This window comes from Cellulosimicrobium cellulans (genome assembly GCF_007679345.1).
GTDB lineage: Bacteria > Actinomycetota > Actinomycetes > Actinomycetales > Cellulomonadaceae > Cellulomonas > Cellulomonas cellulans_A.
The window spans coordinates 1-17,668 of record NZ_VEGH01000013.1 but is presented as its reverse complement, the minus strand read 5'-3'; the positions used below and the strand labels follow the sequence as shown (position 1 = coordinate 17,668).

The following is a 17,668-nucleotide window of genomic DNA, read 5'->3' as shown; positions in this document are numbered from 1 at the left end:
TGCGTGGTTCTCGCGGTCTGCCCCGGCTCCTTCGACCCCTTCACGCTCGGCCACCTGGACGTGGTGCGCCGCGCGCGGCGCCTCGCCGACGAGGTCGTCGTGCTCGTCGCGCACAACGCCGCCAAGCGGCCGCTGCTCGACGTCGACGCCCGCGTGGCGCTGATCGCGGACGCGGTGGCCGACGTCCCGGGGGTGCGCGTCGCCTCCTCCGCCGGGCTGCTGGCGGACGAGTTGCGCGCGCTCGGCGCCGACCTGGTGGTCAAGGGCCTGCGCGGCGGCGCGGACTTCGACGCCGAGCTGCCGATGGCGCTGATGAACCGGCACCTGTCGGGCGTGGAGACGGCGTTCGTCGTCGGCGACCCGTCCCTGTCGCACGTGGCCTCGTCGCTGGTGAAGGACGTCGCCCGGCACGGCGGCCCGATCGACGACCTGGTGACGCCGGCGGTGGCCGCGGCCGTCCGCGCGGCGCTCAGCACCCCCACGACGGCCGACGGGAGCCCCGCATGACCGAGCCGACCACCACCGGGCCCCAGGGCCGTCCCGAGGGCCTGACGGCCGTCCTGGACGCGCTGGAGCAGGCCGTGCAGGCCGCGCGCGCCGTGCCGATGTCCGCCTCCGTGCTCGTCAGCCGCGCGGAGCTGCTGGACCTGGTCGAGCAGGCCCGCGCCGCGCTGCCGACGCAGATCGGGCGCGCCGACGAGGTGCTGGCCGCCGCGGACGCCGAGCGCGCCGCCGCCCGCGCGGACGCGGAGCGGATCGAGGCGGCCGCGCGCCGCCGGGCTGCGGAGCTCGTCGAGCAGGAGTCGGTGGTCGCGCAGGCCGCCGAGCGGGCCGCCGCGATCGTCCGCGAGGCGGAGGAGACGGCGCGCGGGCTGCGCCGGGACGCGGACGACTACTGCGACCGCCGGCTCGCGGACTTCGAGATCGACCTGGGCAAGGTGCTCACCCAGGTGCAGGCCGGCCGCGCGAAGCTCGCGGACCGGCTGGAGGACGGCGAGGGCTGACCGGCCGGTGTGACCCAGGCCGCGCGCGGGGCGATTGGGCGGACCGGGGCACGTGCCGTAGGATCGACCGTTGGTCCCGCCGGTCATCGCAGGGGCCGAGACCCCTCACGACAGGAACAGGGACAGTGGAGCGCGCCAACCACCTCGATCCCCGCTCGCCGTTCGTGCTCGACACCCACGAGCTCGGCCGACGTCCGGGATCGATGCGGCGTACCCGCGTCACGGTGCCCGCTCCGGAGGATCTCGGCACCGACGTGATCGGCGTCCCCGTCGGCGACGACGTCGAGCTGGACCTCCAGCTCGAGGCCGTCATGGAGGGGGTGTTCGTCTCCGGCTCCGTGCGGGCCCGGGCGCTCGGGGAGTGCGTGCGCTGCCTGGACGAGGTGGTCGAGGATCTCGACGTCCGCGTCCAGGAGCTGTTCGTCTACCCCGGTCGTGCGGAGGCCGCGAAGGACAGCGGTGACGACGAGGAGGACCTCCCCGAGCTCGACGGCGACCTGGTCGACGTGGAGCCCCTGGTTCGGGACGCGGTCGTGACTGCGCTACCGTTCCAGCCGTTGTGCCGGGACGACTGCCCCGGGCTGTGCTCCATCTGCGGGGCGCACCTCGCGGACGACCCGCAGCATTCCCATGAGACCCTTGATCCTCGGTGGGCCGCCCTCGGTGGCCTGCAGAGCACGCTTGACGAGAAGAGAGAGAGCTAGCCGTGGCTGTTCCGAAGCGCAAGATGTCGCGCAGCAACACCCGTGCGCGTCGGTCGCAGTGGAAGACCACTGCCACGACGCTCAGCACCTGCCCGCAGTGCCAGTCGAACATGCGCCCGCACCAGGCGTGCCCGACGTGCGGCGCCTACGCCGGTCGGCGCTACGCCGAGGCGATGCGGACCGAGCACGCCGGCTGAGCCGACGCGCCGCAGGCCCGGCGCCCCGGTGACGCACCGGAGGGCGCGGGCCGCCGCACGATGAGCACCACCGCAGCACAGCTCGCCCAGCAGCTCGGGGTCCACCTGGACCCCGAGCTGCTGGTGCTGGCGCTCACGCACCGGTCGTTCGCCCACGAGGCGGGCGGCATCCCGACCAACGAGCGCCTGGAGTTCCTCGGGGACACCGTGCTCGGGCTGGTCGTCACCGAGGACCTGTACCGCCGGCACCCCGGGCAGTCCGAGGGCGAGCTCGCGAAGATGCGCGCGGCGACGGTGTCGCAGCGCGCGCTGGCCGAGGTGGCCCGCGCGCTGGACCTCGGGTCCTACGTGCTGCTCGGCAAGGGGGAGCTCGCCACGGGCGGGCGGGACAAGGACTCGATCCTGTCCGACACCCTCGAGGCGCTGTTCGGCGCCGTCTACCTGTCGCACGGGCTCGAGGTCTCCCGCGAGATCGTCATGCGCCTGGTCGGCCCCCGGCTGGCCCAGGCGGCCGACCTGGGCGCGGGGCTCGACTGGAAGACGAGCCTGCAGGAGCTCACCGCGACGCTCGGCATGGGCGCCCCGACCTACCAGGTGGCCAGCGCCGGCCCCGACCACGCCCGGGTGTTCACGGCCGAGGCCGTCGTCGCCGGCGGCGTCTACGGCACCGGGACCGGCACCGCCAAGAAGCTCGCGGAGCAGCGGGCGGCCGAGCTCGCCTACACCGCGCTGAGCGCGAGGGCGGGGTCCGACGAGGCCGCACCCGCCGCCGAGTCCGCCGCCCCCGACGGGGCCACCGTCGACGGCGAGCCGGCCTCCGCGGCCGACGCGCTGGCCGCGCCCGCCGCGGACTGACGCCGGCGTGCCCGAGCTGCCCGAGGTCGAGACCGTCCGGGACGGTCTCCAGCGCCACGTCGTCGGCCGCACCGTCCGCGCGGTCGAGGTCCGCCGCCCCTACAGCGTCCGCCGCCACCTCGCCGGCCCCGACGACCTCGCGGGCCGCCTGGCCGGCCGCACCCTCACCGCCGCCGCGCGACGCGGCAAGTTCCTGTGGCTCCCGCTCGACCACCCGGGCGCGGCGGGCGCCACGCCGGACGACGCGCTGCTCGCGCACCTCGGCATGAGCGGCCAGCTGCTGGTCCGGGGCACGCCCGCCGACGTCGAGCAGGGCGGCGCGCACACCCACCTGCGGGTCCGGCTGCTGCTCGACGACGGCGGGGCGCTCGACTTCGTGGACCAGCGGACGTTCGGGCACCTGTCGGTGGTCGACCTGCTGCCGACGCCGGACGCGCGCCCGGGCGGTGCCGGCTCGGACCTGCCCCTGGTGCCCGCTCCCGTGGCGCACATCGGCCGGGACCTGCTCGACCCGGCCGTCGACCGCGAGGCCGTGGCCCGGGCGATCCGCCGCCGCCGGACGCAGGTCAAGCGCGCCGTGCTGGACCAGACGGTGGTCTCCGGGGTCGGCAACATCTACGCGGACGAGGGCCTGTGGCGCGCGCGGGCGCACCCCGCGACGCCGACGGCGGACCTGGACCAGGCGACCGCGCTGCGGGTGCTGGACGGTGTGGCGGGGGTGATGACCGACGCCCTGGCGCAGGGCGGGACGAGCTTCGACGCGCTCTACGTCAACGTGAACGGCGCCTCGGGCTACTTCGACCGGTCGCTGGCCGTCTACGGGCAGGCGGGCGAGCCGTGCCCGCGGTGCGGCACGCCGGTGGTACGGGAACCGTTCATGAACCGGTCGTCCCACTTCTGCCCGGTGTGCCAGCCGGCACCCGCCGGCTGACGACCCGCCCGAGCGCCCGCGCTCAGGCCGCCAGCGCCCGCAGCTCCGCCGCGACGTCGGCGGTGACGGCCTCCGGCCACGGGTAGCGCCGCGCCGCGGAGCCGAGCGCCCAGCCGTCGAGCGCCAGCGCGGCCACCAGGGCGCGGTCGGTCAGGTCCTCGCCGCGCGTCACCGGGGACGTCTCCCGGGTCGCCTCGACCGCCCCGGGCGCCACCTCGACGCCGGTCAGCGCGAGGAACCGCACCATCGCCACCACCCGCTCCGAGCTCGCGCAGGCCGCCAGCAGCTCGGGCAGCTCGGGCTCGTCGTGCGCGGGCAGCAGGTCCTCGAACGCCTGCTCGGCGATCCGCCCGACCAGCGCGTCGACGAGCTCCTGCACGGAGCCGTGCATGCTGAGGATCCAGTCCGGGTCGCGGCCGCTCTCCTCGGCCACCCGGTCCAGCGTCAGGGCCTCGGTGCCGCCCTCCCGGACCAGCCGCAGCACGGCGTCGGTCAGCGGGGACGGGTCGCGGAACGGCTCGGCCTCGAGGTCGAGGTCCAGGTTCGACGCGCACTGGTGCGGCGCCGGCAGCCCGGCGTACGCGGCGACGGCCGACAGCGCGCGGCCCCACCAGCCGTCGTCCGGCGGGTGCACCTCGGCGAGGAACCCCAGCAGGCAGCCGTCGACGGCCAGCGCGGCGACGGTCTCGCGCGGGTCCGACCTGCCAGGCACGCCGGACCCGCCGGGCGCGACCGGCAGGAGGTCGACGCGGTCGAGCAGGGTGGGCGCGGGGGAGGTCATCGGGTGCTCCTCTCTCGGGGAGCAGTCCACTGTACCAACTGGACGGTTCCGCGCTCAGCGGCGCACGAGGTTCCGCATCGGCTCGCCGCGCTCGAACGCGCCGATGTTGTCGGTCAGGAGCGTGTCCGCCCCCACCGGCCGGCCGCCCGCCGCGTGCGGGGTGATCAGGATGCGCGGCTCGTCCCACAACGGGGAGGTCGGCGGCAGCGGCTCGGTCTGGAACACGTCGAGCGCGGCGCCGGCGATCCGCCCACCCTGCACCGCAGCGAGCAGCGCCTCCTCGTCCAGGGTCGACCCGCGCCCGACGTTGACCACCCACGCGTGGCGCGGCAGCCGGGCGAACACGGCGGCGTCCAGCGCGCGCCGGGTCGCGGCGGTCGCGGGCAGGATGCCGATGAGGACGTCGGTCCCGGGCAGCGCGCGCGGCACCTCGTCGGGGGTGATGACCGGGTAGCCGGCGCGCTCGCCCGACCGGGAGGCGACGCCGACCACCTGCGCGCCCAGCACGGTGAGCAGCGGCGCGAGCCGGGCCGCGATCGAGCCGAACCCCCAGATCAGCACCCGGGCGCCGGACAGCGAGCGGAACTCCCCGCCCTCGTGCGGCAGCTGCTGCATCCCGCCGAGCTCGGCCGCCCACCGGTGCTGGTCCTGCGCCCGCACGAGCTCCGGCAGCCGCCGCGCCGCCGCCAGGACGAGCGCGAGGGTGTGCTCGGCGACCGGCCCGTCGTGCAGGCCCCGGCCCGAGGTGATCTGCACGTGCGGGGCGAAGCCCGCGGCCAGCACCGCGTCCGGCCCGGCGGCCAGCGTCTGCACCCAGCGCAGCCGGCCCATCCGGCGGGCGGCGTCGGCGAGCTGGGAGGTCGGGTTGCCCCACGCGACCAGGGCGTCGGCGTCCACCAGCTCCTCGGGGACCGGCTGCTCGACGTCGTACGTCGCGGTGCGGACACCGCCGGGCACCGCGGGGGACAGGGCGATCGAGGAGGGGAGCAGCACCGTCGTCATGGACGCGAGCGTGGCGCACCCTCCGCCCCCGCGCCATGTGACGCGCCCGGGCCTGGCGGTGTCGCGGGGGCGAAGTCGCGGGCCCCGGTGCGCCGGTGCCCGGCCGGGACGCCGGGCTGGATACGATGACCGCGTGTCCGCCACGAACAGCGCAGTCCAGCCGGCCCGCTCCGGGGAGATCTCGGTGATGATCGTCGACGACCACGAGGTCGTGCGGCGGGGCATCGCCGAGGTCGTCGAGCGCGCCGACGGCATGAAGGTCGTCGCCGAGGCCGGGTCCGTCGCCGACGGCGTGCGTCGTGCCGGCCTCGTGCACCCCGACGTCCTGCTCGTCGACCTGCAGCTGCCGGACGGGACCGGGATCGACCTCATGACCCAGGTGCGGGCGACGCTGCCCACCGCCCGGGCCATCGTCCTCACGTCGTTCGACGACGACGACGCGCTGGCCGCGGCCCTCGAGGCGGGCGCCGCCGCCTACCTGCTCAAGAGCGTCCGCGGCGCGGAGATCACCGACGTCGTGCGGGCGGTCGCCGCGGGCCGCACCCTGCTGGACGAGCGCACGGTCACCCGCCGTCGCGCGGGCCACGAGGACCCGACCGAGAACCTCACCCCGAGCGAGCTCAAGGTCCTCGACCTCATCGGGGACGGCCTGTCCAACCGGGAGATCGCCGAGCGGCTCGGCGTCGCCGAGAAGACCGTGAAGAACCACATCACGTCGCTGCTCGCCAAGATGGGCCTGCAGCGCCGCACCCAGGTGGCCGCGTGGGTGGCCGCCCGGCGGCACTCCGGCTGGCGCGCGGAGACCCATCAGTCCTGAGGCCGGCGGGGGCCTTTCCGGGACTTCAGATCGAGCGTGACCCGCCCCGGGTGCGGCGACTCGCGGCGTGGCCGCGAGTGACGGCGTGGCCGCGACCGGCAGGGCGCGCCCCCGGACGTGCCCTCGCCCCTGGGACGTCCCTGCGTCAGAACGGGGGCGGCTCGTCGTCGGGGTCTGCCGTGGCGTCGTGGCACTGCCCGGTGCCGGGCCGGGTGAGGTACCGGTGGCCGGTGGGGGTGATCCACTCGAACAGCCCGGGTGCGATCTGGCGCAGCCGGAAGCCGCCGTCGGTCTTGAGGCGGTGGTGCCGGTGGCACAGGGGTCCGAGGTTGTCGGCGTCGGTGCGACCCAGGGGCGCGTCGGGGTCGGCGCCCGGCTGGGGGTGGAACTCGACGGTGTGGTCGAGGTCGCAGCCGCAGGCGGGGACGGTGCACCCGGGTGCGGCGCAGGTGCCGTCGCGGGTGCGGACGAGCTCGTCGAGGGCGGCGGGTGGTCGGTAGCGTGTGCGGCCCACGTCCAGGACGCGGTCGGTGAGGGGGTCGGTGACGACCCGTTGCCAGACGCCGTCGGCGGCGAGGGCGCGGGCGGCGAGGGCGTCGAGGGGTCCGTGGCCGTCGAGGTGGGCGGGCTGGTCGTCCAGGCCCAGGAGGGTCGAGGCGGGGATGGTGATGCGGACCTCGGCGCCCGGGCGGCCGGAGCAGCGGGTGCAGGCACGCCGGGCGGGCAGGGGCGTGGGTGCGGGCGTGGGTTGGTCCTGGGCGCGCGCGGGCTCTGCGACGGCCTCGCCGAGCGGGGTGAGGGTGGCGATCGGGATCGGCTCGACCGGGCGGGTGAGGACCAGACCGTCGCGGTCGGTGGACGTGGCCCCGTTCCACGACCGCTTCGGCTGCGGCGGTTGCGGTGGTCCGGGGGTCAGGTGGACCTCGAACGCCGGCCCGTCGGACGCCGGCACGTCCCCGACGACCAGGTCCCGCAGCCCGTCGGCGCGCAGCTGGTCCAGCGTCCGGCCGTCACCCAGGGCCTTGGCGGTCTTCGCGGCGTGGGTCAGCACCCCGTCGACCCGGATCGCGTCGGCGGCGTCCAGCACCAGCCACATCGAGGCCATCCCGTCGGGCTGGGGTCGGGGGTGGGAGACCTTCCTGGTCCGCCGGGCGCGGTCGTGGCGACCGGCGGCGCCCTCGGGGTCGACCAGCCGGATCTCCCGCGCCACGCGCTGCCGGAGCTGGGCGACCGAGCACCGGTCGGCGTCGGGCAGCACCGCGTCCTCCACGGCGTGCGCGACCTGGAACGGCAGGTCGGCCAGCTCCGCGGTCAGCACCTGGGCCTTGGCGGCGTCGACGTGCCCGGTCTCCAGCGCCTGCCGGGTGGCGCCGAGCAGCCCGTCCAGGACCAGCGCCCGGTGCACGGTCCTGGTCGCGGTGACCCGGGGCCAGCCCAGCCGCATCGCGAGCTCGTCGCCGGCGACGCACGCCTGCGTGGGCGGTGCACCGGCGAGCGGGGACCAGTCGGGGCGCATCTCCTGACGGGAGGCGAGGACGGCGATGGCGTCGAGCATCGCGGCGTGCTGGTGGGACTCCAGGCGCGCCCGCGCCGCGACCACCTCGACCAGGACCGCCGAGGGCAGCACGTCCAGGTCCAGGTCCCGCAGCCACGCGTCCAGGACCGGTCCGGGCGGGCAGGACCGGATCGCCTCGACCTGCCGCTGCTCGCCCGTCCGGGGCGCCCCGCCGGCTGCCACCACGGGGTCCGGACCGAGGTCCGTCAGGCACGTCCCGTCGGGCCCGTAGACCGGCAGCACCACGGCTGCGACCACGTCGCCATCCGGGTGTTCCTGCAGGTCAGCTGCCATGGAACGACACTACCGACGGCCACCGACACGACCCCGGCTACCGACCCCCGCCCTGGGGACGGAGCACGACGACGGCCCCTGTGGATACCCCGGGCAGTTCCCAGGCGGCTCAGCCGAGCGGGACCTCCCAGGACAGCAGCGTGCCGCGCCCGCCCGGGGCGACCCCGAGCGAGAAGGTCCCGCCGTGCTGCCGGGCGCGGGCGGCCAGGTTGCCCGTGCCGGACCGGCGGTCGCGGGTGGCGGGCAGGCCGACCCCGTCGTCCTCGACCTCGACGTGCACGGTCCCGAGCGGGCCCGCGCCCCGGACGGTCACCCGCACCGCCACGGAGGACGCGTGCGCGTGCCGCGCGGCGTTCGCCAGGCCCTCCCGCACGACCGCGACGACGTCGTCGGTGCGGTCCGGGCCGATCCGCTCGTCGATCAGGTCGGCGACGATGTAGTCGCCGTCGGGCACCGACTCGCCGTCCAACGTCACGATGAGCGAGGGCGCGAAGCCGAGGCCGGTGCGGGCCAGGGAGGCCTCCCGGCGCAGCCGCTCGACGATGCCGGTCGCGGCGTCCGGGTCGCGCAGGGCGTAGACGATCTGCCGGATCTGCCGCACCGAGGCGTCGACGTTGTCCAGCGCCTCCTCGACGATGCTCGTCAGCTCGGACGGGTCGACGCCGCGCGAGGACCGGCGGCGGACGGTCTCGAGCTGCATGCCGGTCGCGAACAGCTGCTGGATGGCCAGGTCGTGCAGGTCGCGCGCGATCCGCTCCCGCTCGTCCAGCAGAGCCGCCTGGTCCTGGGCGTGCCGGGCCTCCGCCAGGACGAACGCCAGCGCGGCCTGGGACGCGAACGACTCGGCGGTGACGAGGTCGCCCTGGTCGAACGCCAGGGTGCCGACCTTGCGCAGCAGGATGAGCACGCCCACGCCGCGGCCCGAGGTCTGCAGCGGGGCGAACAGCGCGGAGCCGAACGCACGCATCGCCGGCACGGTGATCCGGCTCGACCGCGCGAGCGAGTCGATGACCAGGCCCTGGCCGTCCTCCATGACCGACCACGTCGGGCCGCCGGGGGTGAGCTGGGCGCCGACCAGGGCGTCGGCGTTGTGCCCGTCGGCCAGCTCGATGAGGAGCTCGCCGCCCACGCCGGGCAGGGCGAGGGCCGCGGTGTCGGCGTCGGCGACGTCCCGGGCGGTCGCGGCGATGTGGGCGAGGGCGTCCTCCTCGTCCGCGCCGGACAGCAGCATCGTGGTGATGTCCTGGCCCGCGCGCAGCCAGTGCTCGCGGCGGGCGCCCTCGGCGAACAGCTGGGCGTTCGCGACCGCGACGCCCGCGGTCGCCGCGAGGGCGATGACGGCGGTGGCGTCCTTGTCGGTGAACCCCCCGTCCTTCTCGGACAGGTACAGGTAGCCGAAGACCTGCTCCCGCACGCGCACGGCGGCGCCGAGGAACGAGCCCATCGCCGGGTGCTCCGCGGGCCAGCCCCGGAACGCGGGGTGCTCGGTCAGGTCCTCGAGCTTGAGGACGCCGTGCGCGGGGATGTGCCCGAGGACGCCCTGGGCGTGCGGCGGGTGGCCCATCATCGCGGCCGCGGCCGCGGGCACGCCGGTCTGGACGAAGGTGGTCGACTCGCCGCGGGAGTCGAGCACGTTGATCGCGCCGTACCGCGCGCCGGTCAGCTCCACGGAGACCCGGACGAACCGCTCGAGCACGCCGGGCAGGTCGAGGCCGGAGGCGACGGAGAGGACGGCGTCGAGCAGGTCGGCGAGCTCGTCGCCGGTCTCGGACGCCGTGCCGAGCTCCAGGTGCGAGCGACCGCCGGGCTCCCGGACGTGGATCGTCGTGGTGGGACCCGGGCCGTACGTGGGGGCGGCGACGCCGAGCGCGGCGGCGCGCTGCTCGGCGGCCGCGGCGTCCTGCGGGCGGGGGCCCGGCTGCCGGCGTGCGGGATCCTGCGGTGGGGCGTCGTGGGGTGCGGCGCCGTGGGGTGCGGCGTCCCGCGGTGCGGCGTCGTGGGGCGCCGCGTCGTGGCGTCCGGTCAGCTCGTCGGCCATGTGCTCGTCGTCCCACCCTCGTCCTGCTCGCTGGCGTGCGACTCACCGTACTGGGCGTCGGTGGCCAGCAGGTGCGCGTGCGACCCGCGTGCCGCGACCCGGCCGTCCCGGAGGACCACGACCTCGTCGGCCGCGGCCAGGGGCGCGAGGCGGTGGGTCACGACGAGGACGCCGCGGGCGCGGTCGCCCGGTCCGTCGCCGGCCGCGGGTGCGGCCCCGGCGGTCCGGGGGGCGGCCAGGAGGTCCCCGACGAGGCGGTCGGCCGTCTCCGGGTCGAGGTGCTCGGCCGGCTCGTCGACCAGCAGCAGCGGCGCCGTCGCGAGCAGCGAGCGGGCCAGCAGCAGGCGGCGACGCTCGCCGCCGGACACGCTCCGGGCGTCCGGCCCCAGTGCGGTGTCCACGCCGTCGGGCAGGCCGGCGAGCCAGTCGCCGAGCCCGGCGCGGACGAGCGCGGCGCGGGCGTCCTCCGCGGTCGCGTCGCCGCGGGCGACCCGCAGGTTCTCGAGCAGGGTGGTCTCGAAGACGTGCGCGTCCTCCGTGGTGAGCGCCAGGCGCGCCAGCCGGACGGTCGGGTCGACGTCGGTGAGCGGGATGCCGTCGAGCAGCAGCTCGCCGCCGCGCGGGGGGAGGAAGCCGGCGAGGGTCAGCAGCAGGGTGGTCTTGCCGACGCCCGAGGGGCCGACGACGGCGACGCTGCGGCCGGGGGACAGGTCGAGGTCGAGACCGGTCACCACGGGCGCGCGGCCGGGCCAGCCGACGGCGAGGCCCCGCGCGGTGAGGCGGGGGCACGCGGACCCGCCGGGGGAGGTGGGCGCGGCGGGGGTGGTGGGCGCGGCGGGGGTGCGGGGGCCGGCAGCGGTGGCGGGGACGGGCGAGGGGCCGACCTCGTCGGGGGTCGCCGCGTCGTCGAGCACCGCCATCAGCCGGGCAGCCGCGGCGCGCGATCGGTGCAGCTGGATCGCGGCGGCGGGCAGCACGCTGGTCGCCTCGAAGGCGGCCAGCGGGGTCAGCACGATCACCGCGAGGTCGACCTCGGCGATCCGGCCCGCCGCCAGCGCCGGGACGCCGACGAGCAGCGCGACGAGCACGGCGAGGCCGACCGCGAGGTTGCCCAGCCCTGCGGCGAGGGCGGCGGGCCCGGCGCCGCGGTCGGTGGCCCGGGCGAGGTCCGCGTCGGCGGCCCGCAGCCGGGCGAGCTCGGCGCCGGTGCGGCCCTGGACCGCGAGCGGGCCGGCGTCCTCCAGCAGCCCGAGGGACGTGGCGGCCATCTCGGCGCGGGCGGCCGCGGCGCGCTGCTCCGTGGTCCGGGCGGCCCGCTGGGCGAGCCACGGGGCGACCACGCCCGCGAGCACCAGGCACGCGGCGAGCGCCAACCCGGCCGCGGGCAGGAACAGCCCCATCGCGATCGACGTGCCCAGCCCGAGCGCGGCGGCGACGGCGGCGGGCAGCAGGCCGCGCACGACCACGTCGCCGACCGCGTCCACGTCCGCGCCCACCCGGGCGAGGAGGTCGCCACGCCGCAGGCCGAGCGTCGCGCCCGGCCGTCCGGCGGCCAGCCGCTCGTACAGGGTCGTGCGGAGCCGCGCCATGCCCCGCAGCGCGATGTCGTGCGAGACCAGCCGCTCCAGGTAGCGGAACAGCCCGCGGCCGATGCCGAACGCGCGGACGGCGACGGTCGCGACGGAGAGCTCGAGCACGGGCGGCATCTGCGCGGCTCGGGTGATCAGCCACGCGGACACGGCGGCCAGGGCCACCGCGGAGCCCAGCGCGAGCACGCCCAGCACCACCGCGAGGACGGCGCGGCGCGGGGCGACGTCGAGCAGCCGGACCGCGCGCCACAGCGGGTCGGCGGCGAGGCGCCGGGCCAGGGTGCCGCGGCCTGGAGCGGTGCCTGCGGCGACCGGGCGGGCCTCCGCGGGCTGCGGCTCGGTGGTCGCGGTGCTCATCGGTCGCCCTCCGCGGGGATCGGGGCGGTCGGATCGACGGGGGTGCCGGCGGCCGTGCCGGAGACGCCGGCCGTGCCGACGAGGGCGGACTCCGCGGCGCCGAGGCGGGCGACGGCGGCGCGGGCGGCGGGGGAGGCCCCGGGGCCGGCGTCCGGCCCGTCGCCGGCGGGCAGCGGCGCGGACCGCACCGCCACCACGTCGTCGGCCAGCGCGACGAGCGAGGGCCGGTGCGCCACCAGCAGCACGGTCCGTCCGGCGTCCTTCAGCGCCCGCACGGTCGCGAGCACGACGCGCTCGCCGGCGGCGTCGAGGTGCGCGGTGGGCTCGTCGAGGACGACCAGCGGCGCGTCGGACAGCAGGGCCCGGGTGAGCGCGACGCGCTGCCGCTGGCCCACGCTGAGCCCGGCGCCGCCGCGGCCGAGGTCGCTGTCCCAGCCGTCGGGGAGCCCCGCGACGACCTCGTCGAGCCCGGTCAGCGCGGCGGCCTCGTCGCGGCGCGCCCGGGCGGCGGGGTCGAGCTCGGCGTCCTCGGCGCCGGCGACCAGCCGGCCGACCGAGGCGGGGTCGAGGACGGGCCGCTGCGGCAGCCAGGCGACCTGCCGCCAGTAGGTGTCGGGGTCGACGTCGGCGAGCGCGGTGGCGCGGCCGACGGCGTCGACCAGCTCGACGGACCCGGAGTCGGGGCGCAGCAGGCCGAGCAGCACGTCGACGGTCGTGGACTTGCCGGCGCCGCTCGGCCCGGTGACGGCGACGGTGCGCCCGGGGGCCAGGTCGAGGTCCAGGCCGGCGGGCGCGAGCAGGTCCCGGCCCGGCGCCCGCACGGTGACCCCGCGCAGCCGCACGGTCGCGCGGCGCAGGTCGGGGGCGGGGGCGGTGCCCGCGGCGGGGACCGGCGTCTCCAGCACCCGGAAGACCTGGTCGGCGGCGGCCACCCCGTCGGTGGACGCGTGGAACTGGGCGCCGACCTGACGCAGCGGGAAGTACACCTCGGGGGCGAGCACGAGCACGGCCAGCCCGGTGGTGAGGTCGAGGTGGCCGTACACCAGGCGCAGCCCGATGCCGACAGCCACCAGGGCGACGGCGAGGGTGGTGAGCAGCTCCAGGACCATGCCCGACAGGAAGGCGATCCGCAGGGTGCCCATCGTGGCCCGGCGGTGGGCGTCGCCCAGCGCCTGCACCCGCTTGGCGGGGCCGCGCTCGCGCCCGAACGCGCGCAGGGTGGTCAGACCGGCGACCAGGTCCAGCACCTGCGAGCCGAGCCGCTGCATGACGCGCAGGCTGCGCTCGGAGCGTCCCTGGGTCAGCTGCCCGATGAGGACCATGAAGATCGGCACCAGCGGGATGGTGCCGGCGGCGATCGCGGCCGACACCCAGTCGAGGCCGAGGATCACGACCAGGACGGCGGGGGTGACGGTGGCCGACAGCACGAGCTGCGGCAGGTACTTCACGAAGTAGGGCTCGAGGGCGTCCAGCCCTCGCGTCGCGAGCGTGACCACCCGCGCGCCCTCGCCCTCGGCCAGCCAGCGCGGGCCGAGCGCGGCGGCGCGGGCCACGACCTGCTCCCGGAGCTCGGCGACCGCGCGGGTCGCCGCCCGGTGCGCGTAGCGCTCCTGGACCCCCACGGCGAGCGCGCGCGCCGCCACGACGACGGCCAGCCACCCGACCCGCGGGAGCAGGTCGGGCAGCGTGGCCCCGTCGTGGGCGGCGGCGGCGAGCACCTGCGCCAGCAGGACGGCCTGGGCGATGACCAGGCCGGCCGTGACGATGCCCAGGGCGACCGTCAGGGCCAGGTACCCCCGGGCGGCGCGGGCGTACCGGAGCAGGCGCGGGTCGAGCGGCTTCACGCGGTCGATCGTCCCTCAGGCCCGGGTCGAGCCGTCGGGGGAGGTCCCGCCGTGCCCGGTGGACGCGCCGGTCTTCGCCGTCACCGCGGCGAACGTCAGGCCGGTGTGCTCCGGGATGTGCTCGGCGGAGATGCGCTTGCGGAACACCCAGTAGGTCCAGCCCTGGTAGAGCAGGACCACGGGCGTCAGGATCACGGCCACCCAGGTCATGATCGTCAGCGTGTAGTCCGTCGACGACGCGTTCCAGATGGTCAGCGAGTTCGCCGGGTCGAACGCCGGCATGACGTCCGGGTACATCGAGCCGAAGATCAGCACGACGGCCGCGACGATGACGACGGCGGACCAGACGAACGCCCAGCCCTCGCGACGCGCCCGGGTCGTCACGACCACGGCGACCAGGGCGGCCGCCGCGACGGCCACGACGGCCCAGGTCCAGGCCACCGAGTAGGCCACCTGCGCCCAGATCGCCCACGCCGCCGTGACGCCGAGGGTGATCGGGGCCAGCCTCGCGGCCAGCGCGCCGGCCCGCTCGCGCATCTCGCCGGACGTCTTGAGCGCCAGGAAGACGGCGCCGTGGGTGAGGAACAGCAGCATCGTCACCGCGCCGCCGAGGAGGCAGAACGGGGTGAGCAGCGCCCAGAACCCGCCGACGTACTGGTGGTTCGCGTCGAGCTCGACGCCGCGCACCAGGTTGGCGAACGCGCAGCCCCAGAGGAACGCGGGGAGGTAGGAGCCGAGCATGATGCCGCGGTCCGCCCACCGTCGCCACTGGTCGGTGTTGATCTTGCCGCGCCACTCGAACGACACGATCCGCAGGATCAGGCCCACCAGGATGAGCAGCAGCGGGAGGTAGAAGCCGGAGAAGAGCGTGGCGTACCACTCGGGGAACGCCGCGAAGGTCGCGCCGCCGGCGGTGAGCAGCCACACCTCGTTGCCGTCCCAGACGGGTCCGATGGTGTTGATCATGACCCGGCGGTCCTTGTCCTTGCGGCCGAGGAACGGCAGCAGCATGCCGACGCCGAAGTCGAAGCCCTCGAGCACGAGGTAGCCGGTCCAGAGGACCGCGATCAGCAGGAACCAGATGACGGGGAGATCCATGACCGCCTCCTCTCAGTACGCGAACGACAGCGGGCGCTCGGCCGCGTCGGGGTCGCCGGGGTCGGGCTGGTTGTCGGGGTTGTCCGGGCTGTAGTCCCTCTCGGTGTCCGCGACGCCCTCGACGGCGTACCGCTTCATGAGGCGGAACCAGAACACGGCCAGGACGCCGTAGACGAGCGTGAAGGCGACCATCGAGATGACGACGGTGGTCGGGCTCACGACCTCGGACACGCCGCGCTCGGTGAGCAGCCAGACGCCGTCCACGCCGGTCGGGTTCGGGTACACGACCCACGGCTGACGGCCCATCTCCGTGAAGATCCAGCCGAACGACGACGCGAGGAACGGGGTCGGGATGGCCCAGATCGCGATGCGGGCGAGCCACTTGCTGTCCGAGACCCGGCCCTTGCGGGTGAACCACAGCGCGGCGAGCGCGAGCGCCACCGAGCCGATCGCCAGGCCGATCATCAGGCGGAACGCCCAGTAGGTGACGGTGAGGTCGGGGATGTAGTTGACGCCCTCGCCGTACTGCTCCTCGTAGCGCTCCTGCAGGTCGTTGACGCCCTCGATGCGCGACGTGAAGTCGTTGTTCGCGAGGAACGAGGTCAGGCCCGGGATGCTGATGAGGTGCGCGACGCCGTCGCAGTTGTTGGTGAGGTCGCCGATCGCGAGGATCGAGAAGGCCGCGCCGTCCTCGGTCTCGCAGAGCGCCTCCGCGGCGGCCATCTTGGTGGGCTGCTGCTCGAACATGAGCTGGCCCTGCGCGTGACCGGTGATGCCGAGGCCGACGCCCGAGACGAGCATGGTGAACACGCCGAGCAGGACGGCCGGGCGGTAGACCGTGCGGGCCTTCTCGCTGTCGCCGTTGCGCACGAGCCGGACCATCCACCAGGCGGCGATGCCCGCGACGAAGGTGCCGGCGGTGAGGAACGCGGCCGTGACGGTGTGGGGGAACGCCGCCAGCAGCGTGCTGTTGGTGAGCACCGCGACGATGTCGGTCATCTCCGCGCGGCCGGTCTCGGTGTTGAACGTCGTGCCGACCGGGTGCTGCATCCACGAGTTCGCGGCGAGGATGAAGTAGGCGGAGAGGTTGGTCGCGATGGCGACGGCCCAGATCGTGGCGAGGTGGATCTTCTTCGGGAGCTTGTCCCAGCCGAAGATCCACAGGCCGAGGAACGTCGACTCCACGAAGAAGGCGGCGAGGGCCTCCATGGCCAGCGGGGCGCCGAAGACGTCGCCGACGAACCGGGAGTACTCGGACCAGTTCATGCCGAACTGGAACTCCTGCACGATGCCGGTGGCCACGCCGATCGCGAAGTTGATCAGCATGAGCTTGCCGAAGAACTTGGTGAGGCGGAGCCAGGTCTCGTTGCCGGTGCGGTACCAGATGGTCTGCATGATCGCGACGAGCGGGGTGAGGCCGATCGTCAGCGGGACGAAGATGAAGTGGTAGACGGTGGTGACACCGAACTGCCAGCGTGCCAGGTCGAGGGCTTCCACGAGGATGTCCGTCCAGGTGCTGAGGCGAGTGGTGATGGGGGCGCGGCTGACTCGGGGGGTCGAACGGCCCAGGTCAGGACCGTTCGTCGACGGTATTGCGCCTCGGTTCACAAGCGTAGGACAAAGGTCCCGCGATCTGACGTGATGTCGTCTCGTTGTGACTCGGTTCACGAGCGTGACCTACCGCACGTCCGCGCGACCTCTGTGCGATACTGGCTCCGGTCTCCCGGGATCCACACACCCCGGGCGCCACCGTGCTCGCCGCACCAGCGCATCGCGCTAGCCAGGCGCCGCCGGCCGGCCGACCCCGACCCAGGGGATCGTGCCGCCAGGCAGGCGATGGCGCCGATCGCCCGTGCAGCGGCCGACACCGACGACTTCCGTCGCCGCGGATCCGCGAGCGACGAACCGACAGCCCGACGGGCGCCGAGCGTGTGGCCGGCGTACCCGGGCGTGCAGGAGCACCGCGCGTGACGCTCGACAACACCTCGGACAGCACCACCACCGCAGCGCAGACGGGCGGTGAGGCGCCCGTCGAGGCCGCCGCCGCGCCCCGCAAGCGCACCACCCGGACCCGTGCCACGCGGGCCGCCAAGGCCGCGGACCCCGCGGCCGAGACCCTGGACTTCAGCGTCGCCGACGGGGCCGCGCCCGCGGACGCCGGGACGGCCGACGCCGCCGCGGCCGACGAGGCGCCCGCCAAGCCGGTCCGGCGCCGGGCACCGCGCAAGACCGCGGCGCAGAAGGCGGCCGAGGCGGCCGCCGCCGAGGCCGCCACCGGGCAGGACGACGCCGCCGCCGGTGACGCGACCGCCGCCGGGACGCCCGGTGCGGACGCCGCCGCCGCGACCGCCGACGCCGCCGCGCCCGTGAGCGCCGTGGAGGCGCCCGCCGCCCCGAAGCGCCGCCGGGCGACCCGCACCGTGGCCGCGCCCGCGGAGCCGGCGGCCGCCGAGACCGCGCCGGTCGTGGACGCCGAGCCCGTCCCCGCGACCCCGGCCGTCGAGGCCGCACCGGCCGCCGCCGAGGCCGTCGCCGCGCCCGCGCCGGCCGTCGAGGCCGCTGCCGCCGCGCCGGCCGCTGCCGCCGCGCCGGCGCGCCGGTC

15 protein-coding genes and 1 pseudogene are annotated in these 17,668 nt (G+C 76.1%); 8 read left to right on the top strand and 8 right to left on the bottom strand.

What is annotated here, in order from left to right; translation table 11 throughout:
- Window positions 1-3 precede the first annotated feature (3 nt).
- The 6 genes from coaD (at window position 4) to mutM (ending at window position 3,691) form a co-directional block, all read left to right on the top strand.
- Entirely contained in the window at window positions 4-507 is a 504-nt protein-coding gene (coaD, locus tag FS882_RS16025; protein WP_158374480.1) for a pantetheine-phosphate adenylyltransferase, read from the top strand.
- Window positions 504-1,004, top strand: a complete 501-nt coding sequence (locus tag FS882_RS16020) for a hypothetical protein (protein ID WP_158374478.1) — start codon at window positions 504-506, stop codon at window positions 1,002-1,004. The genes coaD and FS882_RS16020 overlap by 4 nt, the downstream gene beginning before the upstream one ends.
- Window positions 1,005-1,129: 125 nt before the next feature.
- Window positions 1,130-1,708, top strand: coding sequence for a YceD family protein (locus FS882_RS16015; RefSeq protein WP_158374476.1), 579 nt, complete (start codon window positions 1,130-1,132; stop codon window positions 1,706-1,708).
- 2 nt (window positions 1,709-1,710) lie between these two features.
- Window positions 1,711-1,905 carry a 50S ribosomal protein L32 gene (rpmF, locus tag FS882_RS16010; protein ID WP_122150323.1) on the top strand — a complete coding sequence of 65 codons (195 nt, stop codon included), beginning with the start codon at window positions 1,711-1,713 and terminating at the stop codon, window positions 1,903-1,905.
- A 60-nt stretch (window positions 1,906-1,965) separates the two neighbouring features.
- A complete protein-coding gene (gene rnc, locus FS882_RS16005) occupies window positions 1,966-2,760 on the top strand; it encodes a ribonuclease III (RefSeq protein ID WP_158374474.1) in 795 nt (264 codons plus the stop codon).
- Between the two features lie 7 nt (window positions 2,761-2,767).
- Window positions 2,768-3,691 carry a bifunctional DNA-formamidopyrimidine glycosylase/DNA-(apurinic or apyrimidinic site) lyase gene (mutM, locus tag FS882_RS16000; protein WP_158374472.1) on the top strand — a complete coding sequence of 308 codons (924 nt, stop codon included), beginning with the start codon at window positions 2,768-2,770 and terminating at the stop codon, window positions 3,689-3,691.
- Between the two features lie 22 nt (window positions 3,692-3,713).
- Here the strand turns inward: mutM and FS882_RS15995 are convergent, their stop codons facing one another.
- Window positions 3,714-4,472, bottom strand: a complete 759-nt coding sequence (locus FS882_RS15995; protein ID WP_158374470.1) for a hypothetical protein — start codon at window positions 4,470-4,472, stop codon at window positions 3,714-3,716.
- A 54-nt stretch (window positions 4,473-4,526) separates the two neighbouring features.
- On the bottom strand, window positions 4,527-5,474 hold the full coding sequence (locus FS882_RS15990) for a phosphoglycerate dehydrogenase (RefSeq protein ID WP_158374468.1): 948 nt from the start codon (window positions 5,472-5,474) through the stop codon (window positions 4,527-4,529).
- A gap of 187 nt (window positions 5,475-5,661) precedes the next feature.
- Here FS882_RS15990 and FS882_RS15985 point away from each other — a divergent pair, with 187 nt between their 5' ends.
- On the top strand, window positions 5,662-6,291 hold the full coding sequence (locus tag FS882_RS15985; RefSeq protein ID WP_158374664.1) for a response regulator: 630 nt from the start codon (window positions 5,662-5,664) through the stop codon (window positions 6,289-6,291).
- A gap of 145 nt (window positions 6,292-6,436) precedes the next feature.
- Here the strand turns inward: FS882_RS15985 and FS882_RS21650 are convergent, their stop codons facing one another.
- The 6 genes from FS882_RS21650 to FS882_RS15955 all read right to left on the bottom strand — a co-directional run bounded on the left by FS882_RS21650 (window position 6,437) and on the right by FS882_RS15955 (window position 16,563).
- Window positions 6,437-8,140, bottom strand: a complete 1,704-nt coding sequence (locus FS882_RS21650; RefSeq protein ID WP_158374466.1) for an HNH endonuclease signature motif containing protein — start codon at window positions 8,138-8,140, stop codon at window positions 6,437-6,439.
- Between the two features lie 109 nt (window positions 8,141-8,249).
- The gene (locus FS882_RS15975) at window positions 8,250-10,178 is read right to left on the bottom strand and encodes a GAF domain-containing protein (protein ID WP_158374464.1); all 1,929 of its coding nucleotides are present in this window, start codon (window positions 10,176-10,178) and stop codon (window positions 8,250-8,252) included.
- Window positions 10,163-12,124 (bottom strand): thiol reductant ABC exporter subunit CydC, encoded by a 1,962-nt coding sequence (cydC, locus tag FS882_RS15970; RefSeq protein WP_158374462.1) that lies wholly within the window; start codon window positions 12,122-12,124, stop codon window positions 10,163-10,165. Before cydC ends, FS882_RS15975 begins: the two co-directional genes overlap by 16 nt.
- Window positions 12,121-13,968, bottom strand: a complete 1,848-nt coding sequence (cydD, locus tag FS882_RS15965; protein ID WP_158374460.1) for a thiol reductant ABC exporter subunit CydD — start codon at window positions 13,966-13,968, stop codon at window positions 12,121-12,123. The genes cydC and cydD overlap by 4 nt, the downstream gene beginning before the upstream one ends.
- A gap of 15 nt (window positions 13,969-13,983) precedes the next feature.
- Window positions 13,984-15,066, bottom strand: a complete 1,083-nt coding sequence (cydB, locus tag FS882_RS15960; protein ID WP_158374458.1) for a cytochrome d ubiquinol oxidase subunit II — start codon at window positions 15,064-15,066, stop codon at window positions 13,984-13,986.
- Between the two features lie 12 nt (window positions 15,067-15,078).
- Window positions 15,079-16,563, bottom strand: a complete 1,485-nt coding sequence (locus FS882_RS15955; RefSeq protein ID WP_158374456.1) for a cytochrome ubiquinol oxidase subunit I — start codon at window positions 16,561-16,563, stop codon at window positions 15,079-15,081.
- Window positions 16,564-17,033: 470 nt separating this feature from the next.
- On the opposite strand from FS882_RS15955, the pseudogene FS882_RS15950 reads away from it, so the two are divergent.
- A pseudogene (locus tag FS882_RS15950) lies at window positions 17,034-17,668 on the top strand (hypothetical protein); the annotation flags it as partial.